Annotated in this window: 17 protein-coding genes; 8 read left to right on the forward strand and 9 right to left on the reverse strand. The window is 55.7% G+C overall.

Going from position 1 to position 21,137, the window contains the following annotated elements; translation table 11 throughout:
• A partial coding sequence (locus M0974_RS26350; RefSeq protein WP_297844030.1) for a molybdopterin cofactor-binding domain-containing protein occupies positions 1 to 1,290 on the reverse strand: 1,290 nt, incomplete at its 3' end.
• Between the two features lie 10 nt (positions 1,291 to 1,300).
• Positions 1,301 to 1,753, reverse strand: coding sequence for a (2Fe-2S)-binding protein (locus tag M0974_RS26355; RefSeq protein ID WP_297844033.1), 453 nt, complete (start codon positions 1,751 to 1,753; stop codon positions 1,301 to 1,303).
• A gap of 285 nt (positions 1,754 to 2,038) precedes the next feature.
• Here M0974_RS26355 and M0974_RS26360 point away from each other — a divergent pair, with 285 nt between their 5' ends.
• Positions 2,039 to 2,413: a YajD family HNH nuclease gene (locus tag M0974_RS26360; protein WP_297844036.1), complete on the forward strand. Its 375-nt coding sequence runs from the start codon at positions 2,039 to 2,041 to the stop codon at positions 2,411 to 2,413.
• A gap of 88 nt (positions 2,414 to 2,501) precedes the next feature.
• Here M0974_RS26360 and M0974_RS26365 read toward each other — a convergent pair whose 3' ends face one another.
• From M0974_RS26365 to acnA, 4 genes are all read right to left on the reverse strand, one after another.
• The gene (locus tag M0974_RS26365; protein WP_297844040.1) at positions 2,502 to 3,245 is read right to left on the reverse strand and encodes an ABC transporter substrate-binding protein; all 744 of its coding nucleotides are present in this window, start codon (positions 3,243 to 3,245) and stop codon (positions 2,502 to 2,504) included.
• A 25-nt stretch (positions 3,246 to 3,270) separates the two neighbouring features.
• Positions 3,271 to 4,500: a lactonase family protein gene (locus M0974_RS26370; protein WP_297844043.1), complete on the reverse strand. Its 1,230-nt coding sequence runs from the start codon at positions 4,498 to 4,500 to the stop codon at positions 3,271 to 3,273.
• Between the two features lie 76 nt (positions 4,501 to 4,576).
• Complete coding sequence (gene prpF / locus M0974_RS26375; RefSeq protein WP_297844046.1) at positions 4,577 to 5,725, reverse strand: 2-methylaconitate cis-trans isomerase PrpF; 1,149 nt, start codon at positions 5,723 to 5,725, stop codon at positions 4,577 to 4,579.
• Between the two features lie 31 nt (positions 5,726 to 5,756).
• Positions 5,757 to 8,363 (reverse strand): aconitate hydratase AcnA, encoded by a 2,607-nt coding sequence (gene acnA, locus M0974_RS26380; RefSeq protein ID WP_297844049.1) that lies wholly within the window; start codon positions 8,361 to 8,363, stop codon positions 5,757 to 5,759.
• Positions 8,364 to 8,627: 264 nt separating this feature from the next.
• Between acnA and M0974_RS26385 the strand changes: the two genes are divergently transcribed.
• The 6 genes from M0974_RS26385 to M0974_RS26410 all read left to right on the forward strand — a co-directional run bounded on the left by M0974_RS26385 (position 8,628) and on the right by M0974_RS26410 (position 17,368).
• Entirely contained in the window at positions 8,628 to 9,515 is an 888-nt protein-coding gene (locus M0974_RS26385) for a GntR family transcriptional regulator (protein ID WP_297844095.1), read from the forward strand.
• A 229-nt stretch (positions 9,516 to 9,744) separates the two neighbouring features.
• A complete protein-coding gene (locus M0974_RS26390; protein WP_297844051.1) occupies positions 9,745 to 11,046 on the forward strand; it encodes an MFS transporter in 1,302 nt (433 codons plus the stop codon).
• Between the two features lie 85 nt (positions 11,047 to 11,131).
• Positions 11,132 to 15,886 (forward strand): AvrE-family type 3 secretion system effector, encoded by a 4,755-nt coding sequence (locus M0974_RS26395; RefSeq protein ID WP_297844054.1) that lies wholly within the window; start codon positions 11,132 to 11,134, stop codon positions 15,884 to 15,886.
• 43 nt (positions 15,887 to 15,929) lie between these two features.
• Positions 15,930 to 16,361: a type III secretion system chaperone gene (locus tag M0974_RS26400; protein ID WP_297844057.1), complete on the forward strand. Its 432-nt coding sequence runs from the start codon at positions 15,930 to 15,932 to the stop codon at positions 16,359 to 16,361.
• Positions 16,362 to 16,424: 63 nt separating this feature from the next.
• Positions 16,425 to 16,928 (forward strand): RNA methyltransferase, encoded by a 504-nt coding sequence (locus M0974_RS26405; protein ID WP_297844059.1) that lies wholly within the window; start codon positions 16,425 to 16,427, stop codon positions 16,926 to 16,928.
• 62 nt (positions 16,929 to 16,990) lie between these two features.
• Positions 16,991 to 17,368 carry a DUF2892 domain-containing protein gene (locus M0974_RS26410; protein ID WP_297844062.1) on the forward strand — a complete coding sequence of 126 codons (378 nt, stop codon included), beginning with the start codon at positions 16,991 to 16,993 and terminating at the stop codon, positions 17,366 to 17,368.
• Between the two features lie 126 nt (positions 17,369 to 17,494).
• Here M0974_RS26410 and M0974_RS26415 read toward each other — a convergent pair whose 3' ends face one another.
• Together M0974_RS26415 and M0974_RS26420 are read right to left on the reverse strand one after the other, a co-directional pair.
• The gene (locus tag M0974_RS26415) at positions 17,495 to 18,703 is read right to left on the reverse strand and encodes a hypothetical protein (RefSeq protein ID WP_297844098.1); all 1,209 of its coding nucleotides are present in this window, start codon (positions 18,701 to 18,703) and stop codon (positions 17,495 to 17,497) included.
• Positions 18,704 to 18,762: 59 nt separating this feature from the next.
• Entirely contained in the window at positions 18,763 to 19,212 is a 450-nt protein-coding gene (locus M0974_RS26420; RefSeq protein WP_297844065.1) for a YcgN family cysteine cluster protein, read from the reverse strand.
• A 238-nt stretch (positions 19,213 to 19,450) separates the two neighbouring features.
• Between M0974_RS26420 and M0974_RS26425 the strand changes: the two genes are divergently transcribed.
• Positions 19,451 to 20,044: a nitroreductase family protein gene (locus tag M0974_RS26425; RefSeq protein ID WP_297844068.1), complete on the forward strand. Its 594-nt coding sequence runs from the start codon at positions 19,451 to 19,453 to the stop codon at positions 20,042 to 20,044.
• A gap of 55 nt (positions 20,045 to 20,099) precedes the next feature.
• Here M0974_RS26425 and M0974_RS26430 read toward each other — a convergent pair whose 3' ends face one another.
• Positions 20,100 to 21,032, reverse strand: a complete 933-nt coding sequence (locus M0974_RS26430; protein ID WP_297844071.1) for a D-2-hydroxyacid dehydrogenase — start codon at positions 21,030 to 21,032, stop codon at positions 20,100 to 20,102.
• Positions 21,033 to 21,137 lie beyond the last annotated feature (105 nt).

The following is a 21,137-nucleotide window of genomic DNA, read 5'->3' on the forward strand; positions in this document are numbered from 1 at the left end:
GATCGGGTAGCTCACCTGGCGCGCAATATCGACGGCCTGAAAAATGAAGTCCGACTCTAGCCGACGGCCAAACGCGCCGCCGATCAATTGGTTGTGGATAACTACTTTTTCCGGCGGCATACCGCAGACTTTGGCAGCTCCGGCCTGAGCAAAAGTCGGCGCCTGACAACCGACCCACAGTTCGCAAGCATCGGCCCGCACATGGGCGACGCAGGTCATCGGTTCCAGCGGCGAGTGGGACAAGAAGGGTTGTTCGTACACCGCGTCGAAGTGATGGGCAGCAGCCTTCAGCGTGGTTTCAATATCGCCAGTACGCTTGGCGATTACGCCGTCCCGAGAACTGGCGTCGAGCAATAGTTTGTCCAATTGGGCGGAATCGAATTTCGCGTTTTCGCCCATGTCCCATTCAATCACCAACGCCTTGAGCCCTTGTTGACAGGCCCAAAAGTTGCTGGCGATTACGGCGACCGCATTACTCAGACGAATCACATCGCGCACGCCTGGGACCTTGCGCGCAGCGCTGTCGTCAACGCTACGCAGGGTGCCGCCGAATACCGGACAGGTCAGAGTGGAAGCGATCGACATGCCCGGTATTTTCAAGTCGATGGTGAACAGCGCCTTGCCATTGACCTTGTCTGGCGTATCGATACGCTGAGCAGCAGAGCCCAATAGCTTAAAGTCGGCAACGGCCTTGAGCTGCACATTCTGCGGTAACGGCAGCTTCGCAGCAGCGTCGACCAAGTCGCCGTAATCAGCGGTTTGCCCCTTCGGACCGATGACCCGACCGTTCTCGGCATGGCACAGACTCGGCGCGACCTTCCAGCGAATCGCGGCAGCTTGCACCAGCAAAATACGTGCACTGGCACCCGCCCGACGCAGCGGCTCCCAGGTATACCGGGTGGAGGAAGAACCGCCGGTGGCTTGAAACTGCAAGATTGTGTCGGTGTACAGCGAGGAATCGGGTGGAGCTTCTTCAAGGTTGATCTTGTCCAGACCAACCTCCAGCTCTTCGGCCACCATCATTGAAATGCCAGTATGGATGCCCTGACCCATTTCAATTTTTGGCGAAATAACGGTCACCCGGCCATCGTGACCGACGCGTACGAAGGCGCCATAGCCTTTGCCGGCGTTGTCACCCAAGCGTGCAATATCGGTGGTTTGAGCCGCAGCACTGCGCGCCATCAACGGCGGCAGCCAAGTGCTGATAACCAGCCCACCCAGCGATAGCGCACCACCTTTAAGTAAGCCACGACGCGAAACCGTCGACGCAGGTCGATTTACATTGGACATGATCGATCCCTCAGGCTTGGCTGACGCTTTTGACGGCGGCGAGAATTCGCGTATAGGTCGCGCAACGGCAAAGGTTGCCCGCCATGGCGGTGACAATCTGTTCGTCGTTGGCGTGAGGATTGGCTTGCAATAACGCCACCGCCGACATGATCTGCCCGGACTGGCAATAACCGCACTGAACCACTTCGTGTTCGAGCCAGGCTTTCTGCACTTCCTGGCCGACTGGTATCAGCTCGACGCCCTCGATGGTAGTCACTGCATGACCCACCGCACCGCTGACCGGCAACACACAAGAGCGCACGGCTACACCGTCAAGGTGTACTGTACAAACGCCGCATTGGGCGATTCCGCAACCGTACTTGGTGCCCGTCATTCCTAGCACATCGCGCAAAACCCACAACAGTGGCATTTCCTCGGGAACGTCCACGTCATGTGACGACCCGTTGATCATAAGTGTTTGCATGGCGCCCTCTACCGGCTACGTGAGCCAAGCCGACTCAATGAAGTAGCTTGCCACAATCGCGCGGAGACAAAAGCTAAAAACCCCTCAAATATGAGCTTTTATTAGTATTCCTCTCCATCAAACAACCACATTGCGAGTACGAATCTCTCTTATTTGCACTCGCGGCGATTTTATCTGTCGCGGTGTTACGGGATTATAAATCTCGAAGACCGATCACCCGTCAAAGCGCTAGACTTGTGACCATTACTGAACATGCACGCATGTGCACACTGAACAGGTGACACCATGAGCACGGCAAACCCACCCTCTCACACCGCCAAACTGGACCGCATCCTGGCCGACGCCCAGCGTGACCGTGAGATGGGTTACCGCGACAAGGCACTGAAGATGTACCCCCATGTCTGCGGCCGCTGCGCCCGGGAATTCGCCGGCAAACGCCTGAGTGAATTGACCGTGCACCACCGCGATCATAACCATGACAACAATGCACAGGACGGCTCTAACTGGGAGCTGCTGTGCCTGTATTGCCATGACAATGAGCACTCACGCTATACCGATCAGCAGTATTTTTCGGAAGGTTCCACTAGCAGTCCGAAAATTGCCAAGGCGACTCATAATCCGTTCGCCGCGTTGGCTGGGTTGATGAAAAAAGACGAGTAGTTAGCGGTCTGCCTGCAACGCCCTTGAGAGCCACATCGAAAACCACGTCGAATGCGGTGTGGTTGTATCAAAAGTAGACAGGGTAAAATCAGTCCAACCTCCTTGGCGATGCAACCTGCGCGTCAGGTTGTCCGCTGCGAATCAAAGCTTGCGCAACAAACCCATTGCATACCTGCCGCTCAATGAAGTCTTGAATGTATTGAGCCGCTAGACTCCGATGTTTGGGCACTGCCATGGCCTGACGTATCTCAGTAAAACTGTCTACCAACACGCGCAGCCCCTGCTGCGACTTGGCAAACTGCTCCAACGGTTGGCGCACGCCAGCAACTGCATCTAACTTCTGATCGAGGAAAACAGCTACCGCGCCTGACGACGTGGCTGCCCGCACCAAGGTGGCGTGATTTAGTGTTCTCGACAGAAACAGGTCGTAGGCCGCGCCTTGCCCTACAGCAATTCGAGTTCCGGGTTCATCAAGATCGGATGTCGTCCACCAGCGACTATCCTCTCGGACCAGATAGGTCCCATCAATGATTACGTAAGGCGTAGAAAATGCAATTTTTTGCGCCCTGGCCGGCTCTATCGCAAGGAAAGCCAAATCCCAGAGGTCGTCATCCAGCACCGCGAAGACCTTACCCGCGGCGTCATAGGTCGTTAATTTTTCGGTTACCCCGAGTTCCACCGCCAACGCCTGAGCCAACGCGACAGAAACCCCCGTCAGTTCACCACTGACGTCATTTCGTTGTGCCAGCACTGGATTACCCAGATTAATTGCCACGCGCAACTCACCAGTGGGCGCCAATTCAAGCAGTACTCTCGAAACATCGACTGACATCGCTATTTGCTCCTTTTCGCCATCTTTAGACAGTCTTGAAAATCATGCACACCGGGCTGCCTGTCTTAATCGACTGGCCGCTAGCTGTAAGTCCTCCTGAATGCGGGTCAACGTCGAAGGCCACGATTGTGTCGGTTTCTTCGTTGGCGACGAATAGACGTTGTCCATCAGGCGTCATGTTCATGAAGCGCGGCTTACGGCCTTGCGAGTCCGTGTGACCGTTAGCCTTGAGCAAGCCGTTTTGCTCCAGGGTATAGGTTGCAATGCTGTCATGCCCACGATTGGACACGAACACATGCCTACCCGACGGTGCCATTACAATTGCCGCCGCGCGGCTGTCACCAGTGAATTCAGCTGGCAGTGTCGGAAGAGTCTGTGCTGGGGTTAATACCCCCTTCTTCGCGTCAAAGCCGTAGGCCGTAATACTGCTATTTAGCTCATTCACGACATAACCGTACTTTGCATTTAATGAAAAAACGATGTGACGCGGCCCGGCACCCTCTCGGGTGCGCACCATGCTCACCTGAGTAGCCGCTAACGACGCATTATTGTTCTGTACGCGATAAACAAAGATTCTGTCGAGCCCCTTGTCTGGAACAACCAGAAACCGCCCCGACGGGTCGAAAGGGATCATGTGGGGATGTGAGCTGACTTGTTCGACTTTATGAGGACCTGGCTCTCCCGGCAGCTCCTCAACATGAGTCAACGCCCCAAGGCTACCGTCCTGCTGGATGAAAATCAGCGCAAAGCTACCAGTCGCGTAGTTCGCGACCGCTAAGTATTTGTTGGTTGGGTCAACCGTCAAATGAACAGGATTTTTTCCCTGAGTGGAAACAGTGTTTAGCTTGGTGAGTTTTCCGGTGAGTGCATCAACGGAAAACGAGGAGACTTCGCTTTGGTCACCGTGGACACAGTACATATGGCGCTGCTGATGATCGAACGTCAGAAACGATGGATTCACCAAATCATCAAGGGTTTGCGTCAACGTGCAAGCGCCGGTTTCAGGCTGATAACTATAGACGGTGATACCCACACCGCGTGCGCCGCGCTCTTTGGTAGTTCGCGATCCAACATAAGCAAAACGAGGGGTTAGAGCGGGCTGTTTTTTCGTCATTTTGTAGTCATCACTCATTGCAGTTGCACGTGCAGCCCCCGTAAAAAGGGCACCCGAAATCACGCCACCTGCCGCAAGGGCTGACAGCTGGACAAATCGACGGCGAGGCATGCCGTGACGCAGGGAATCGTCATTGTTCATAGCGAATAACTCGTGTTGTTTTTATTGTTAAGAGCGAAATAATGTGGGACGGACCCGACATTACTTGCACGTAAAATCACAGTGCCTCGGGAATGCGAACCCAGCCTTCCATGAGCCGACGAGCGCTGCGGCTCATGACCGCTTTTTCAACGCTCCAGACTCCATCCACCAGAACGGTTTTCGCACCGACAGCCACACTACCTGCGGTATGCCCCATTCGGACTTGGCGATCGCCCAAATCACCGACGATTCGGTTGACCAGCGTACCGTCAAGCGCAGCAGCCACCGCGACGGCGACCGCCCCGGTACCGGTAATGGCGTGGTGCAACTTACCCATTGAAAGAATACGTGCGATTACATCGATGTCGCCTGGCTCGACGTTTTTGCCACCGGCTGCTTGATAGGCTTGCGGCTTGGCGACAAAACACAGTTTTGGAGTATGTGGACGAAGCCGTGTGGCCTCTTCTGTACTATCGGCAAGCCCCATGGCAACTGTGCAGTGAGCGCGGACTGTCTCCATGCGGGCGAGAAACGCACTGTCGCCATTGATCTGCTCTTGGGTTTCAGTTCCTTTCAACCCGACTTGATAGGCATCGACAAAAATCGTTGGATTGCCTGCATTGAGTAGGGTTACGAACAGCTTGCCTACACCCGGAATATCAAGTTCATCGAGCGCATTGCCGGTTGGCAGAATACTGCCGTCCGAACCGCCCGGCTTCAGAAACTCAAGAATCACTTCGGCGGCAGGAAACGCCACGCCATCCAATACGAAGCCACCCTCCTCCTGCACTTCACCATTGCGCATTGGCACGTGAGCAATGATGCGTTTCTGAATATTGGCCTGCCAAATACGCACGATGGCGATGCCATTACGTGGAACGTCAACCAGCCCTTCGGAAATGGCGTAAGGACCGACCGCTGAACTCAAGTTGCCGCAATTGCCAGACCAGTCAATTACTGCGGTCTCGATGGCAGGAGCACCGAACAGATAGTCCACGTCGCAATCTTCACGGCTCGACTTACCGATGATGACTACTTTGCTGGTACTAGACGTCGCGCCGCCCATGCCATCCATCTGTTTGCCATAGGGATCGGGACTGCCGATCACACGCAAAAGAATCTTGTCTCGCTCAGCACCCGCTGGCGGCAAATGCTCGTCTAGAAAAAACACGCCTTTACTGGATCCGCCACGCATGTAAACGGCAGGAATACGTCTTTGAGTCATTTTGAAATCTCCCCCGACACGGCAGCGTCGGTCAACGAACGTTTGCGTTCTTCATGCTTTCGATCAAGAGTTGTGGCAGTAGCCCGCCACTGCGGAAATAGCGGACATCCTCGAACGTATCGAGACGACTGATGACAGTGACATTTTCGGTTTCACCGTCCTCATGCTCGATCACGAGAGTGATTTTTTCTCCGGGAGCGAAGTCATCCTCAATGCCTGTAATGCTGAACAACTCACGTCCGGTAAGGCCCAGGCTTTGACGTGAAACCCCTGCCTCGAACTGCAGCGGCAGGATGCCCAAACCCGCTAGATTGGTCCGGTGGATGCGTTCAAAACTCTCAGCGACTACGACCCGAACACCCAGCAGACGCGGGCCTTTTGCCGCCCAGTCCCGCGATGAACCGCTGCCGTACTCTTTACCAGCAACAACGATCAAGGGCTGATTTCGCGCAGCGTAGATTTCAGCAGCCTGAAAAATAGTAATGACCTCACGTTCCGGCAGCAGCAACGTCCATGGGCCCTCGCGACCGTCTTCCAACAACTCGTTCTTCAAGCGTGGGCTGGCGAAGGTGGCTCGCTGGGCCGCTTCATGGTTGCCACGACGAGTCCCGTAGGAGTTGAAATCGGGAACAGCAATGCCTTGGGATTGCAGGTACTGGCCTGCATCACTCTCGGGCAAAATCGCCCCTGAAGGTGAGATGTGGTCGGTGGTGATATTGTCGGAAAGCATGGCCAAGACGCGCATCTTGCTCAAATCTTTAAGCGTGTCGATGGCCGTCAGCTCAGGGCTCCAGTAAGGAGGTTTGCGAATGTAAGTACTGTCCGCCTGCCATGCGTACTGGTCACTGACGCCTGCCCGTAGATCACTGGCGATCAGCCCGGCTTCACGTGGAACATCTTCGTATGCTTTGTCGAACAGATCTGCAGTCAGATTCTCGAGCTCGATGCGCGTCAACTCTTCATCACTTGGCCAAAGTTCATGCAGATAGACAGGAACGCCGTTGGTGTCAGTGCCGAGTGCATCTTTTTCAGGATCAATCAGGTAAGTACCGGCAATCGCGTAGGCGACAATCAAAGGAGGCGACATGATGAAAACTTCACGCGCCAAAGGATGAACGCGGCCTTCGAAGTTCCGGTTACCTGAAGTCGCAGCGACGGTGTCCAGTTTGCGGGCGCGGATTTCGTCTTCGATTTCGGTACTTAACAGGGGGCCTGACATGCCATTGCAGGTGGTGCAGCCATAGCCCACCAAGTTAAAACCCAGTGCATCCAGATCCTCATTGAGGCCGGAGCGCTCCAGATAATCCGTTACCACCCTCGAACCGGGGGCAAAGGATGTCTTGACCCAAGGTGCTCTCTTCAAACCTCTATTGCGTGCGTTTCTAGCGACAAGACCCGCAGCGATAACCCCGCGCGGGTTAGACGTATTCGTGCAACTGGTAATGGCGGCCAAGACGACCGATCCGTTATCCAAGCTGGTAGGCAACTGGGTCGCCGCTGCTTTGTGCCCCAGAACGATACGCTGGTGCGGTTGTTTTGGACCTGCAATCGAACGAGCAACCGAACCTAGATCGAAGATGACAACTCGGTCGTATTCAGCCTGTTCAAGGCTGTCATGCCACAAGCCCTGGGTACGTGCGTATGCCTCAGTCAGACCGGCAATTGGACCACCACGGCCGGTCATGCGCAGGTAGTGCAAGGTGCGATCGTCAATGGCGAACATCGCGGCAGTCGCACCGAACTCAGGCGCCATGTTCGACAACGTCCCACGATCTGCCAGCGATAGCTGTAGAACGCCAGGGCCGAAAAATTCGAGAACCGAGCCAATCACTCCAGCCTTGCGCAGTAACTCCGTCAACGCTAGGGCTATGTCGGTGGCTAGATAACCTTGAGGCAGGGTTCCTCCCAGACGGACGCCGACAATTTCCGGCACGCGCAGCATCAAGGATTTCCCGAGCATCGCAGCTTCCGCCTCAATGCCGCCCACTCCCCACCCGAGCACCCCAATGGCGTTGATCATGGTCGTGTGGCTGTCGGTGCCGACCAATGTATCCGGGAATGCCCACACATTATTCCCTACATGCTTGGTACCAATAACGGTGGTCAGGCGTTCGAGGTTGATCTGGTGAAGGATGCCTTTGCCGGAAGGAATAATCGACAGGTTGCTGAATGCTTTGTTGCACCAGTCCAAAAACTGAAAACGCTCAGCGTTGCGCTCACGCTCGATAGCTTCGTTGTCTGCCAGCGCACTGGCATCGCCCCACCGCTCGACATTCAAAGAGTGGTCAACCACCAAATGGGTTGGAGTGACTGGGTTGACCAGTCGAGGATTCCCCCCTTTTTCAGCCACCGCATCTCTCAGACCTGCCAGGTCGACCAGCGCAGGGGTTCCCAATAAATCCTGCAACACCACACGGGCCGGGCGGAATGGAATATCGAACTCCTTGGAGCGCGCGCAGATCACCTTTAGCGCAGCTTCAGGATCCGACTCTCCGCGCAAGACGTTTTCAGCGAGGATCCGCAAGCTGTATGGAAGCTTGGCGTAATCACTGCCGAGATCCGTCACGACGCCGCGAATATCGCTGACGCGGTAATCGACGCCGTTGGCGGATACGGTTCGACCTTTTGATTCAGGCATGGGTAATCCTCACAGACGGTAGGAGCAATGTTCTTGTGAGGCGATATTGCACTTTACAACGATATAGGTCAATTAGGCTCGACCATTCATTTCTCCTGAGCCAGCCCTACCGTCTTTGCGGCTGCTCTATCGGATGTGATGATCAGGGTCGCTTGCCAACCCACTACAACCGGCAGAGTGTGCGGCTCGACTGCGCTATGCCGCTTGACTCAACGACACGCTAGAATGGCAGTCCCGGCTCAGCTCTTTTGGTTTGCACATTTAATGTCTCTAAGTCCTCTACAGGCCCGTATCGCGCGTGACATCGTGGCGTATGTACGTCGTGAGCGATTCGACGTGGGTCATCACCTGGCCGAATCGCAGCTGGCGTCTGCGCTCAGCGTGTCTCGAACACCCGTGAAATTTGCTCTAGGTCATCTGGTAGAACGAGGCATGTTGACCCACGATCGAAATCGGGGCTTCTTTTTGGCCCGCCCCAGCGACGAACTCGGCGACCTTGGTTCAGAAGTTATGGGCAAGAGCGACGACCCTCTTTATTTGAAGTTTGCTGAACAGCGACTAAGCAGGCAATTGCCGGAGTTTTTCACCGAGATCGAGTTCATGCGGCGCTTTGACGTCTCGAGGGCGGCACTGCGGGGCGTACTCTCGCGGATCCAACAGGAAGGATGGATTGAACAACGTGCGGGCCAGGGCTGGAGCCTTCTGCCAATGATCGACTCGGTGGAGGCCTATGAAGAGAGCTATTCTTTCCGGGCAACTATCGAGCCTTCAGGCCTGTTGTCACCTACTTTTCAGATTGACCGTGAAACACTAAACGCTTGCCGTAGCCAACAAGAATTCATTGCGAACGGTGGGTATCTGACTATGACCCCGCAGGAGCTATTCGAGGCTAATTCGCAATTTCACGAAACGCTGGCAGCGTGTTCCGGCAACCGGTTCCTGCAGCAAACTGTACGACGACTTGACCAATTGCGAAGGCTGGTCGAATACCGCCAAGCAAGCTCCCGTGCGCCTCGCAAGGGGCAGGCAGAGGAACACTTGGCGATTATTGAATGCCTGGAGCGTGGCGATCGTCTAGCGGCTGCGGATCAAATGCGAAGGCATTTGGAGCAGGCTCGGCGGCACAAGGTGGACCCAGCCCTGTTTGATTGATTTGACCCTTCGATACTGACGTGTGGCTCCCCACTGCACGTTGATTTTTCTCCAACTCCTCTCCCTATGCGTCGCGTGCAACCACACACGTCGTCGTAAAATCACGTCTGTAAAAATTTATGATTGACTTATATCTATATAAAGATCAATTTTAGACCGCAACTCTGATAACGCCTGCTCAGCGACTATCGGGGCGTACACCCCACTACAATCATAAAAATGGTGAACCATGTCATACCGCCGAGGCTGGATAGCCCTCTTCCTTTTTTCGCTCGCCATGATTAATTACATGGATCGAATCGCGCTCTCAATCGCTGCAAAACCCATCGCTGAGGAATTTCACCTGACCTCCGTTGGTATGGGCTACCTGTTCTCATCCTTCATTTGGAGCTACGCGCTGTTCCTGATCCCTGTAGGCCTGTTAATTGATCGGTATGGCGTCAAACGTGTGGGAGGTTTGGGTATTTTCATATGGTCGCTGGCCACTGCCCTCACCGGAGCCGCTTCGAGCTTCGCCGGTTTGCTGGCCGCCCGACTTGTAATGGGTGCTGGCGAATCCGTGAGCAATCCGGTGAGTGCCAAAGTCATTCGCGAATGGATTCCCAGCGCCGAGCGCGGCACCATCACTGCCATCTCTAACAGCGGCTCGTATGCCGGTCCTGCAATCTGCTCAGTTGTTCTGGCTTCCCTCGTCACACTGTTCGGCTGGCGAACCTCTTTTGTCATCGCCGGCGGTATAGGTTTCGTATGGCTAGTCGTTTGGTTTATTTTTTACGATAAGCCGGAGAAGGTGTCTTGGCTGCCAATCGCTGAACGTGAACACATTGTGCAAAATCGCACCACGGAGAGTAGCCACGGCGACACCCCTCTGGCCTACGGTCTCAAGCGCCTGCTCAAAACCCCGACCCTCTGGGGGATTGCGCTGACTCAAGGCTGCAACGTCTACACGCAGTATCTGTTTCTGACGTGGCTACCAAGCTACTTACAGGAAGTGCGTCATCTGACTATTGCTAAAAGCGGATTGTTTACAGCTATCCCCTACGCTGTCGCCGTTGTGCTGTGCATTGTTATCGGAAAAATGAGCGATCAATATTTAAAAAACGGCAGTGGCACATCTACGGGCAAACGTCGCAACGTCATCGCCCTGACCATGCTGGCAGCCAGTTGTATTTTGTTGATCCCTTTTACCGAAGACGTCACAGCCCTGGTTGTCATTTTTTCGCTAACCCTGGCTGGTATTGCATCAACCACTTCGTTGAATTTCTCACTCCTCAACGACCTTCTCCCGAGTTCTGGTGATGTGGGCAGAGCGATGGCATTCGTGGTTGTTGGAGGAAATGTGTTCGGCATGCTTGCTCCCGTCGTTACTGGCTACGTGATCGACGCCACGGGTAGCTACAACTGGGCTTTTGGTATTGCCGGAGCACTATTGGTTACGGGAGCAGTCGTCGTCATGAGCATGACCCGAAAACCTATGATTCCAACGGAGCAGCAAGTATTTAAACCGCAAGTCTTGAGGAGTGCTGTGTAACCAAAGGTTCACACAACGAGCTGGAACCCGATCAGTCTGTCGTGCCACTTAGTCCTTATAAATCATCAGCATGGACGACGTCGGCATGGCTTCCCACATTGCGTCAAATATGGCTACGGGGGCCATCGCAGGTCCTGCTACCCTCGGTGCGTCAAACACCGGCCCAGCTATTGCGCAGCAACAGCTCGGTGTACGTCCTCAAGCTCCAGCGGGAAGCCAATCCGTGCGTCGCTGGGGGCTCAGCAACACGTCTGCCTTTGTTGCCAAACAAGTCAAAAACGTCTTTAAACGCCGATCCGCCAATACTGCCGCCCCTTTAGAAATGGCGCCCCTCGCACCGCCGGCTGCCAACCGTCTGAACATGCAGCTGGTCGATGGCCAGTTGACGATGGGTCGAGACGAGCAAACGTCTCACGCCGAAAACCTGCTGGGCTCGGTGCTTAAAAAATCGGGCGAACATTACCAAAGCATGGACGTCGTGGGCACACCCGAGAAACCCGCTTACTTACTGACAGACTCACAGAATCGGCAGGTCCATGCCCAGGCCAGCAAACTGGCGGTCAGCGTTTTCAAAAGTACCGAAAACAGCCCAAGGCTTGATCCCGGACCGCGCCCCGGTGACGCTCATCTGGCACAAGTCACAGGCGTCCACAAAGGTCCCGGCGATCAAGCCTGGCGGATTCATGACAATAAACTTTACGCGCTGCACGGTGACGCGTGGCAAGCGCAGGCCGACGCTCCCGCGCTGAAAAGCCTGCACAGCACCGGCGCGGGTGATGTGTTTGGCATGGACAACGACGGTAAGGTTTTTTCCCTGAAAGACCTCAAGACGCCACTGCCGTTTACCCACAAAGTAACGGCGCTGGTTCGATCCCCAGACGGGAACCTGGTCGGCCTCACGCAGGGTAAAAAAGCCTTCTACCTTGAGCGACTGGATGCGGGCGAACACGCCTACGGAAAAGCAGTTCACGGCTTCAGGTTACTGGACATGGGTGCAAAACTGCCTAACGGTCTCGCAGGAAATACCCCTGCATCCTTGGCGATCAGGGACAACACGCTGTTCATCACCAGCGCCTCCGGAAAGCTATTGCAGGCACAGCTTACGGAGGATCTCGCTGAGGGTCAGCACGTTGATAGCGACTTCACGGATGCTTTCGGCGCCGAAGCGTTCCAGGGCCTCGTATCGGAAAAGACCATGGATTTCGGCGGTACCCTTCAACTGCTGGATAAGCAACCCTCTAACGCGCTGCAAGGAGCGTTGGGTAATCACACCTACAGCGACCTGTTTACCGACGAGAACGACAACCTGTTTGCCAAGGTCAAGGATCAGCTCGGTACGGAGCACAGCGCTTCATTCGACGACCACACAAATGAGTTCAAGCCCGGATGGAACCTGAGCCAGGCCTTAGTAATGGACCGGCAACAGGGCTTACCAGCGCTGGCACCCAAGGCACATGAACAAATTCCGTTGCCCCGCGGCACCATCGCCAGGGTCGGTAACGACCTGCTGACGGAGGATGCTCGAACCGGAAAGTGGAAAAAGAGCAGCGAGAAGGGCATCAAGCATGTGCAGACAGGTCAGGACGGCTTCGCTTATCTGGTCGACAAAGACGGCGTCCTGAAACAACTCAATGTAGCCCCAAAAGCCACCGCCCATGAGTTCGAAAAAGGGCTGGATTTAACGCTACCTGGACGGGGTGTTGAGGCCAAGGGCACGGTGATGCGTGGCGCCAAACTGCCTGATGGGAAGACGATCGAAAAAGTCGCGGTTCAAAACGATCAAAACTACATGACGCTGAGTGAGGGCGTATTGCACTTGCATGATCAAAACGGTGAGCGGGCGCAATTGCCAAGCCCTCCCGGCACGGGGGCTATCGACGCAGTCAGCACAGGCGGTAAGGATTTTTATGTTCTACGGGATCAAAAAATCCTCAGGATGAGCGGTGAAGACTCGAGGTCAAAAATAATAAAGAACGACAGACAGTGGCATGCCCTGCCGGATAACCCCGACTTCCATGGCAAACACATTGAAGACCTTCGCCCGACCCATGATGGGAAATTGTCGGCCATCGTCGATGGCGAGCCGTTCGAACTGAATAATGCCATCTGGTCACCCGCTGCGGCCAAGCCACCGTCAACTCGGGTACCCCATGAACACTTTGACCAGATAGCCGCCCGAGCCCCGGACTTTACCCGAGGGCGATTCAACACCGCCTTCAATGTGCTGGGCCGAGGCAACCTCGAAACGTTTAAGCCGAAGGTGTATGCCCCCAATTCGATTCTGCGAAATGCCGTGACATCGCATTTGGCGTCAACCGGCATATTCACCAAGCCTGTCGACACGATCAAGCACGCCTGGAGTGGACGTGAAGGGCTGAAGTCGGTCTACCAAAGCGAAGCAACAGCATTGACCGACCTGCACAACCTGGCAAATATGGTGAGAGCAGAGCCCGCGTCAGTACCCGTGTCTGTGGCGGCGCGTCTCGCCAGCCCCGCACTGACGAATTTACATTCGGAAGAAGTTAACGAGCTAGCCGAGCTGCACAACTGGTTTAATCAGACGGTTATCGACGACACCTACAAAACCCTACGCTCACTGGCCGAAGATCAAGGTGCCTTGCTAAGCAATGGCGATCTCAACCCCAACTTCAAAGCAGGAAAGCGGCCGCAACATGACGTTTTGCAGGAGCTTTCCAGCACGATGCGTCATGCCGGATTGACTGAAGAGCAACCGCTTAATGCCTTACTGAGCAAGTTGGCCGTTCATGGTTTCGCCATTCCTGGCCGGGCCCCCGCCGCGGCGAGCAGCTCACGCAAAAAGGGTGACGACGTCCAGTTGGTCAAGGCGCGTCTGGCGCTCAACGCCAGAGTTTTTACCGACATCAGCCATAGCGCTAACTCACTGGTTCGCTTACCGGCAACAGCAGGTGCGATCGCCGAAAACCTGGCTGAAATGCATAACACTCAGTACAACGCCAACCCGATCAAGGGCTTTACCGACGCTGGATTTCGCAACTACACCGCGCTGGAAGCCAGTTATGACGCCACCAAAAGCCTGCTTAAATACGTGCGCAAGGGAAACCATCCGGTAAAACGCAACCTGCTGGATGGGCTGCAAACGCCTCCCGCGCAACTAACTGCCAATCTCACACATGCGCTTCGGGATCTTGAGCCACGAGAAAGCCTGAAGATCAACCGCAACTATGGCGGCGGGATAACGGGCGGCATCACCGGCCCAGCGGGAGAAGCATTTGTCGGTTTTCGTGGCAGCATCGACCCAGAGCGCACTTATGGCATGACGTTCACCCGTTTCGACCGAGGCCTCAAAGTCTCCATGAACAAAGAGGGTGCAGCGACGGGCACCGCGAGTTTCGGCTTTGGTGGGGGATTTTCTGACACCAGCACCACTCCCGGTGACAGCCATCAGAACATCCAGTCAAACAGCAGTTGGCTCGGCGGTAGTCTGGACGGGAAGTACAAATACTCCGATAACACGGCGCTGAGTTTCTACATCCGTGACGATGAGCTAGACGCCTTCATGGCGGACCTCATGGATACGCCAGTGCATAGCAGCAAGACGCCCACGGCCACTGCGGCGGCCGCAAATCCGACCATCACCCCGATGGCATTGATGAACAGGGGTGTCGAGCAAGAAGTGCGCACCGGCGAAAAACACAATTTCGACCTCGAACTCAACGCCAACATTGAGTCGCGCACCAACAAAGGCCAGACGGACGCGGCGCCGGTCACGGGGTTTATGCGCTTCGGCGTGGGGTTGCTCGCCAACGCAGCCCTGCTCAGCGCAGAAAAGGAACGCGTCACTGGCCATGGTAACGATGGCCTGAGGACCGATATTCGCAGCAGTAACCGCGTTCGCGTACTGGAGAAAGGCTCGGTAGCGGGCTACGCGCGGCTGTTCAGCACGCTGTTCACTTCCCGCCCGGACAATCTGTTCCTTGCCGGCGGCGCGCCTATGGGTGTCACCGCCAGCTTGTCGTTTGACCGAAAGACCGGCAAAACCTATGACGTTCGCTTTAAATCCGCACTGCCGCTGATTGCCAGCGATCTGAAAACGCTGGAGGGGTCGCTGGAAAAAGCATTTCCGGACATGAGCAAAAGCAAAACAGAAGGAAAAGATCCAGCACAGCGCCTGGCTTCCCTCAAGGACAGATACCTCGCTCAAAAACCGGGCAGCAACGATGCGCAATATGCCGCGCTCACCAGTCTTGAGCAGCTCGACCGGCAAAACACTGCCTACAACAAGAAGTCGAGCCTGATGTCGACGATGGACATGGTCGTCAAACACAACGATGTGCAACGTATCGACAAGGCCTCGCTGCTCAAGCGTTTATTGCATAAGGACGCCAATCCCGGCAACGCCGAAATAATCAATGGGTTTATGAATAACGATCGGCAGCTTAAACCGTTACTTCAGGCGCTCCAGAGCACCAAAGGTACGACCCGCGCCGAGATCAAACTGGAGGTCAAGGACGACATCAAAAAACGCATCGAAGACGGCGCGTTGGACGGGACGCTCAGCGACACCGACCTGAAGACCCTCCTGGGGGACCGAAACAATTTGCGCATCAAAAGCATCTCGGTGTTCCGAACCGCAGCCAAGGACGAGTCCTTGGGTGTGCCGCTGCCTTACGTCAGTTTTAAAAGCGCAAGCAACCTGACCATCGAGCGTCTGGAGGGCGAAGTAACCTTTGAGTACGGCCAGGATCAGGACACCCCGAAAAAATTCAGCCTGGACGGCAAGCAGGCTGATGTGGGTAATAACAGTGTTGCGGCCAAGGGGATGGGCAGCGCAGAAAACGGCGAATACGTATCGAATTGATAACTTCAGCTCATTTGAGTTAATCGCCAAAAAGGAAAATCTCATGGCAAACACAACCGCCCTGCTTGCGGCACTGGGTAAATACCTGGGGACTGAGCTGAAGCTAGAAGACGGTGTCTGTGCGTTGTTCGACAAGGGCAAAGAAGTGGTCATCGTCGAGATCCCCCCCGTTGGCGATGTCGCCATTCTTCACTGCAGACTGGCAATGCATCCCGACCCTCGTCTCTTAGAGCAATTGCTGCGGCTGAACTTCGATGCCGGCCCCATGCACGGTTGCTGGCTCGCGTTGGATGATCAGGGTGATGTGCGGCTTTGCACGCAGTTGCCACTCGATGCCTTGAGCGAAATGACGTTTGTGCAGTGGGTGAAGGGCTTCGTGCAGCAAACTGGCGAGATGTCCGGACTGCTCAAACTTCCGGCCGCCAAAGGCAGCGTTGCGGCCACACCGAGGCCAGTTTCCCCACGTGTTTTTTAGCGCCGGCCTACCCCGCGTCGATCTGCCGTATAATCGCCGCCTTTCCTTCAAGAGCACCGGCACGTGGCAAATCAACGGTACAGCTGCATTGGTTTATACAACCCCAAGTCACCGGAGAACGTCGGCTCGGTGATGCGTGCAGCTGGCTGCTATGGCGTGGCGTCGGTGTTCTACACCGGAACCCGCTATGAGCGTGCCCGCGACTTCATCACCGACACCAAGAAAGTCCACCAGGACATCCCGCTGATCGGCATTGATGACTTGAAAAAAATCATACCGCTGGGGTGTGTTCCGGTAGCCGTAGAACTGGTCGAAGGCGCGCGTTCACTGCCTGAATACACCCACCCTGACCGCGCCCTCTATATCTTTGGCCCGGAAGACGGCTCGCTGGATAAAAGCATCCGCGACTGGTGCGAAGACGTGGTCTACGTCCCCACCAACGGTTGCATGAACCTGGCCGCGACAGTCGCCGTGGTGCTGTATGACCGCATGGCCAAGGGCAACAACACCCGCTCGGGACCCAAATTCGGCACCCGGCTAGCGACCAGTGACGGCATTTCTGATTGAACAGTTTGGTGCTGGGGCAGTCAGCTTAAGTGAACTTATTCATCTCATCATGGAGAACGAACATGAGCGATATCCCAATCGTTGAACGCATTGACTCCACCCCTTTTCAGAGCCATCCACAGCGCAACGTGCACGGCATAGAACGTGCTGCCTCTTTGGCCGGCGGCATATTGATGGTCGGCAAAGGCCTGCGCCGTGGCTGCTTTTTCGGTCTGATTGAATTGGCTATCGGCGGCGCAGTGCTGGCGCGCGGGATCACCGGATACTGCGGTGCGAAAAACCTGATAGAGAAAAACCGCGACGAAATGAACAAGGCTCGTTCACGCATTGAACGGGTAGGCGCGGAGCTGGGCCAGTTGAAAACCAAGGCCAAAGCAGCCACCGAAACTGCGACGGTGACCGGTAATGACTCGCTGAAAAGCCCGGTGACTGATATTTAAGATAGATGCCCGATTTCGGCATTTCTGTAGGAGCGAACTTGTTCGCGAAAGGAACAACTCGGTGTCTTTGACAGACCACGTAGCCTGCTTCGCGAACAAGTTCGCTCCCACCGGGTTCTCATTTCACTACAGCAACGTGCTCGCCAACACCTTCGATGGGCCGCCGATAACGCTTTCGCTGAGTTGAATGAATTCTTTGGTGCTGACGGTGTTGAGTCGCATCAAACCCCGGCACACATCATCCAGCGATTTTTCATTGCTCGTCTGCTGACGAATCTCCGCATCCAATTCCCGCAACAGCAGCACCGCTCGCGCCACCGTTGCAGCATCAACCCGGCCGCCGCGCAGGGTGGTGACCTTGCTACCGGTCTTGGTCAAATTGCGCTGCACGCTCTGATAACGCTCATCACTCATGCCACCGGCGCGGTGCATCACTTCGATAGCGTAATACTCGGCGATACCCTCTTTGATCCAGTCGCTGTGATGACTGTCATTAATCCGGCTGAACACATGCACCAATTCACGCGCTAGCGGACTGATTCCGTTTTCACTGATCACCGGCCGGCCGCTGTTAAAAAAGATCGAGTCATTGGCCGCCACTGCCCCATGGGACATTTGATCCGCAGCACCGACCACTAGCAACTTGGGCGGGTTACGCGGAAAAACGGCCTGCATCTGCGGCCAGATAAACGTCAACAGCGTCAGCACGTCCATTCGGTGCATGCCCTGCCCTTGCGGCGCGCTCACGGTCACGTCGGTATCACCAAGACGCGTGCGACGGCTGCCCAGGGTGCCGGCCAGCATCCAACCGGTTGGACGATCAAACAGCCGTGAAATGTTATCGATCCGGAAACGATTTTTGCCGATGCGCGGCCATGGGGTTTCGACGCTTCGCCATCCCGCCGGCAACTCGAACTCCAGGCGCGACACCAGCTCGACACCGTCCTGCTGATCCAGACGCGCCCTGGGTACCAGGTCTTCGCCACGCAGTAGCGCCCAGTTAGCGGTCATGCGCGTGTCGTAGGTCAGCGCCCTACTCGGCGTCGCCACGGCGGAACCGTGCGGATGGCCAATACGTGCGCGATAAGTGAGGCTGGCTTTACCGCTGGCGGGGCGCCAGACACCGCGTCCATTGTCAGACTGCCATTCCCCGTCAGCCTTGAAATCACTGTAATCGCCGTGGCTACCCAGATCGAAATCGACACTGCGCACCGCAGAGCCCTGAGCAAGGGTTAACCGCACCTCAGCCTGATCACTGGCGGGCAGCAATTTGACGTGATAGTCCAAATCGACTTTTTTCGCGGCCCACAAGGGACCACTGACAACCAGCAACATCAGTGACAGCAGCAGTGAGAGGCGCACAGATTTACCGCTCCTTGTAAAACCGGGCCTGTTCAGCCAGCACGAAAGATCAGGTGCTCTTCCCAATCATCCTCGGACACGCTGTTTTCGCTGAGCATGCGTCCGGATTGAGAAATGCGCGCTTGGTGGACCGCATCGCGATCACCGCACACCAAATGGTGCCAAAGCGGCAAATCTTTGCCTTCGCTGACCAAACGGTAACCGCAGGTGGGTGGCAGCCATTTGAATTGGTCGGCCTGCCCCGGCGTTAGTTGAATGCAATCGGGCACAGTGGCTCGGCGGTTGCTGTAATCGGTGCACTGGCAGGTTTTCAGGTCCAGCAACTTACAAGCGATGCGCGTGTAATAAACGCTGTTGTCGTCTTCATCCTCAAGTTTTTGCAAGCAGCACAAGCCACAGCCATCGCACAGCGACTCCCACTCGTCCTGATCAAGTTGTTCGAGGGTTTTGCGTTTCCAGAAGGGTTCGACTTTAGCGGCCATGGGTTTGGGCAATCAGCGTTAGAGAGTGAAAAGGCCGCCAGTCTAGTGGCACACGTGACGTGGGCCAAGCGCTGGCGACTGTCGGTAAGGTCATACTTGTTAAATGAGCGGCGGCAACGTAACTTTATGTGCCAATTTCGACGATGCCTGCCGGCCACGGCCCATCTCGCAGACGCCAGCACGGCCGGTTTAGCAGAGTGCAGGCAATTTTTTCGATCAATGCCCTGTCAGGATATCTATGAGCGTTAATACTCGCGTCGCCGACTACCCGATTGACCCGCAATTCACTGAGCGCTGGTCGCCCCGCGCGTTCACTGGCGAAGGCATCAGCCAAGAAACACTGCTGAGCTTTTTTGAAGCCGCACGCTGGGCACCTTCTGCTTACAACTCGCAGCCATGGCGCTTTCTGTATGCGCGCCGCGATACGCCAAACTGGGAGCGTTTCCTCGGCCTGTTGAACGAATTCAACCGCAGCTGGGCACAACACGCCTCAGCGCTGGTGATCGTGATCTCGAAAACCACGTTCACCGCACCAGGCGCCACAGAAGAAGGCCCTGCTTTGTGGCACACGTTCGACACCGGCTCGGCGTGGGGACATTTGGCCCTGCAAGCCAGCCTGAGCGGATGGCACACACACGGCATGGCCGGTTTCGATCAGGAGCTGACCCGCAAGGAATTGAGGATTCCCGAGGGCTACGCGCTACATGCAGCGGTAGCGATCGGCAAACTTGGCGACAAATCAACCCTCGCCGAGTACCTGCAGGCACGGGAAACCCCAAGCCCACGCCGTCCATTGTCTGAGTTGGCGGCCGAAGGCGATTTCAGCCTGTAAGCAACGCGGGGTCTGCTCTGGGCACTGTCCAGAGCAGACATCGATCAACAAACGTTCAATAACCGCGAGAAAAGTCCACTTCGCCGCGTAACGCCTCGCCTGCCTCGAACGCTGTAACATTCTCGATGAACAACTGAACCATCGCTGGCGGTGAAGTCGGTGCCGAACTGTGCCCGGTCAACAGCAAACCCCAGGCGGTCCAGAACGGGTGACGCTGTGGCAACGGTTCCTGACGACAAACGTCGATGACCGCGCCAGCCAAATGGCCGGCTTTGAGCGCTTCTACCAAATCCGCATCCACCACCGCTACGCCACGCCCGACGTTGATGAACAACGCGCTAGGTTTGAATTTCGCGAACAGCTTTGCATCATACAAATCATGTGTTTCGGGGGTATTGGGCAGCAGGTTGATCACGTAGTCCACTTCGCCCACCAGACGATCCAGATCCGCCAGACCGCCCACTTCAATGAACGGTGCCTGGGAACGCGGTGTGGAAGCAATGCCGTAAACCTGGACACCGAACGGTATCAGGAACTGCGCCACGCTAAGACCGATATCACCCGCGCCGACGATCAACGCTTTGCGCCCTGCCAGGCTCTGACTCAAGCGGCTGTCCCATTTACGCTCCACTTGGCTGACCAGTCTCGCCAGCACTTCACGCTCGTGACCAAGCATGTAGGTCAGCACAAATTCGGCCATGACTTGGCCGAAAATGCCGACGGCTCGGGTCAGGCGGTATTCCCTGGAGAGACCCTCGGCCAGCAAAGGCGTGATCCCGGCCCAGGTCGATTGCAGCCATTGCGGGGTGTGGCCTTGGCGCAGCAAAGTCGCGAACAGGTCCGGCGCACCTAGCCAGACAGGGCATTCGGCGGCCAGTCGTGAGAGCTCGGCGCCATCACCGGTGCTCATCACTTCGATATCAGGTGCCAGTTGCCCAAGTAATTGGGTGTAAAGCGGGTAATCGTGTTCAGCAATCAGAACGCGCATGGCTCAAAACCTATAAAAACAAAACATGCACACGTCGACAAAGGTCTGCCCTGTCGGTAAGCGCACTCAATAAAACTTCAGATGCGCACGTTAGTCCGGCGATCT

It is taken from the genome of Pseudomonas sp. (assembly GCF_026224925.1).
Taxonomy (GTDB): Bacteria; Pseudomonadota; Gammaproteobacteria; order Pseudomonadales; family Pseudomonadaceae; genus Aquipseudomonas.

Excerpts from the sequence above, each read along its gene's own strand:
- M0974_RS26425 (WP_297844068.1), top strand. The coding sequence starts at position 19,451 with ATGAGCGTTAATACTCGCGTCGCCGACTACCCGATTGACCCGCAATTC.
- M0974_RS26360 (WP_297844036.1), top strand. The coding sequence starts at position 2,039 with ATGAGCACGGCAAACCCACCCTCTCACACCGCCAAACTGGACCGCATC.
- M0974_RS26395 (WP_297844054.1), top strand. The coding sequence starts at position 11,132 with ATGGCTTCCCACATTGCGTCAAATATGGCTACGGGGGCCATCGCAGGT.
- prpF (WP_297844046.1), bottom strand. The coding sequence starts at position 5,725 with ATGACTCAAAGACGTATTCCTGCCGTTTACATGCGTGGCGGATCCAGT.
- M0974_RS26410 (WP_297844062.1), top strand. The coding sequence starts at position 16,991 with ATGAGCGATATCCCAATCGTTGAACGCATTGACTCCACCCCTTTTCAG.
- M0974_RS26400 (WP_297844057.1), top strand. The coding sequence starts at position 15,930 with ATGGCAAACACAACCGCCCTGCTTGCGGCACTGGGTAAATACCTGGGG.
- M0974_RS26390 (WP_297844051.1), top strand. The coding sequence starts at position 9,745 with ATGTCATACCGCCGAGGCTGGATAGCCCTCTTCCTTTTTTCGCTCGCC.
- M0974_RS26355 (WP_297844033.1), bottom strand. The coding sequence starts at position 1,753 with ATGCAAACACTTATGATCAACGGGTCGTCACATGACGTGGACGTTCCC.
- M0974_RS26365 (WP_297844040.1), bottom strand. The coding sequence starts at position 3,245 with ATGTCAGTCGATGTTTCGAGAGTACTGCTTGAATTGGCGCCCACTGGT.
- M0974_RS26430 (WP_297844071.1), bottom strand. The coding sequence starts at position 21,032 with ATGCGCGTTCTGATTGCTGAACACGATTACCCGCTTTACACCCAATTA.
- M0974_RS26415 (WP_297844098.1), bottom strand. The coding sequence starts at position 18,703 with ATGTTGCTGGTTGTCAGTGGTCCCTTGTGGGCCGCGAAAAAAGTCGAT.
- acnA (WP_297844049.1), bottom strand. The coding sequence starts at position 8,363 with ATGCCTGAATCAAAAGGTCGAACCGTATCCGCCAACGGCGTCGATTAC.
- M0974_RS26385 (WP_297844095.1), top strand. The coding sequence starts at position 8,628 with ATGTCTCTAAGTCCTCTACAGGCCCGTATCGCGCGTGACATCGTGGCG.
- M0974_RS26370 (WP_297844043.1), bottom strand. The coding sequence starts at position 4,500 with ATGAACAATGACGATTCCCTGCGTCACGGCATGCCTCGCCGTCGATTT.
- M0974_RS26420 (WP_297844065.1), bottom strand. The coding sequence starts at position 19,212 with ATGGCCGCTAAAGTCGAACCCTTCTGGAAACGCAAAACCCTCGAACAA.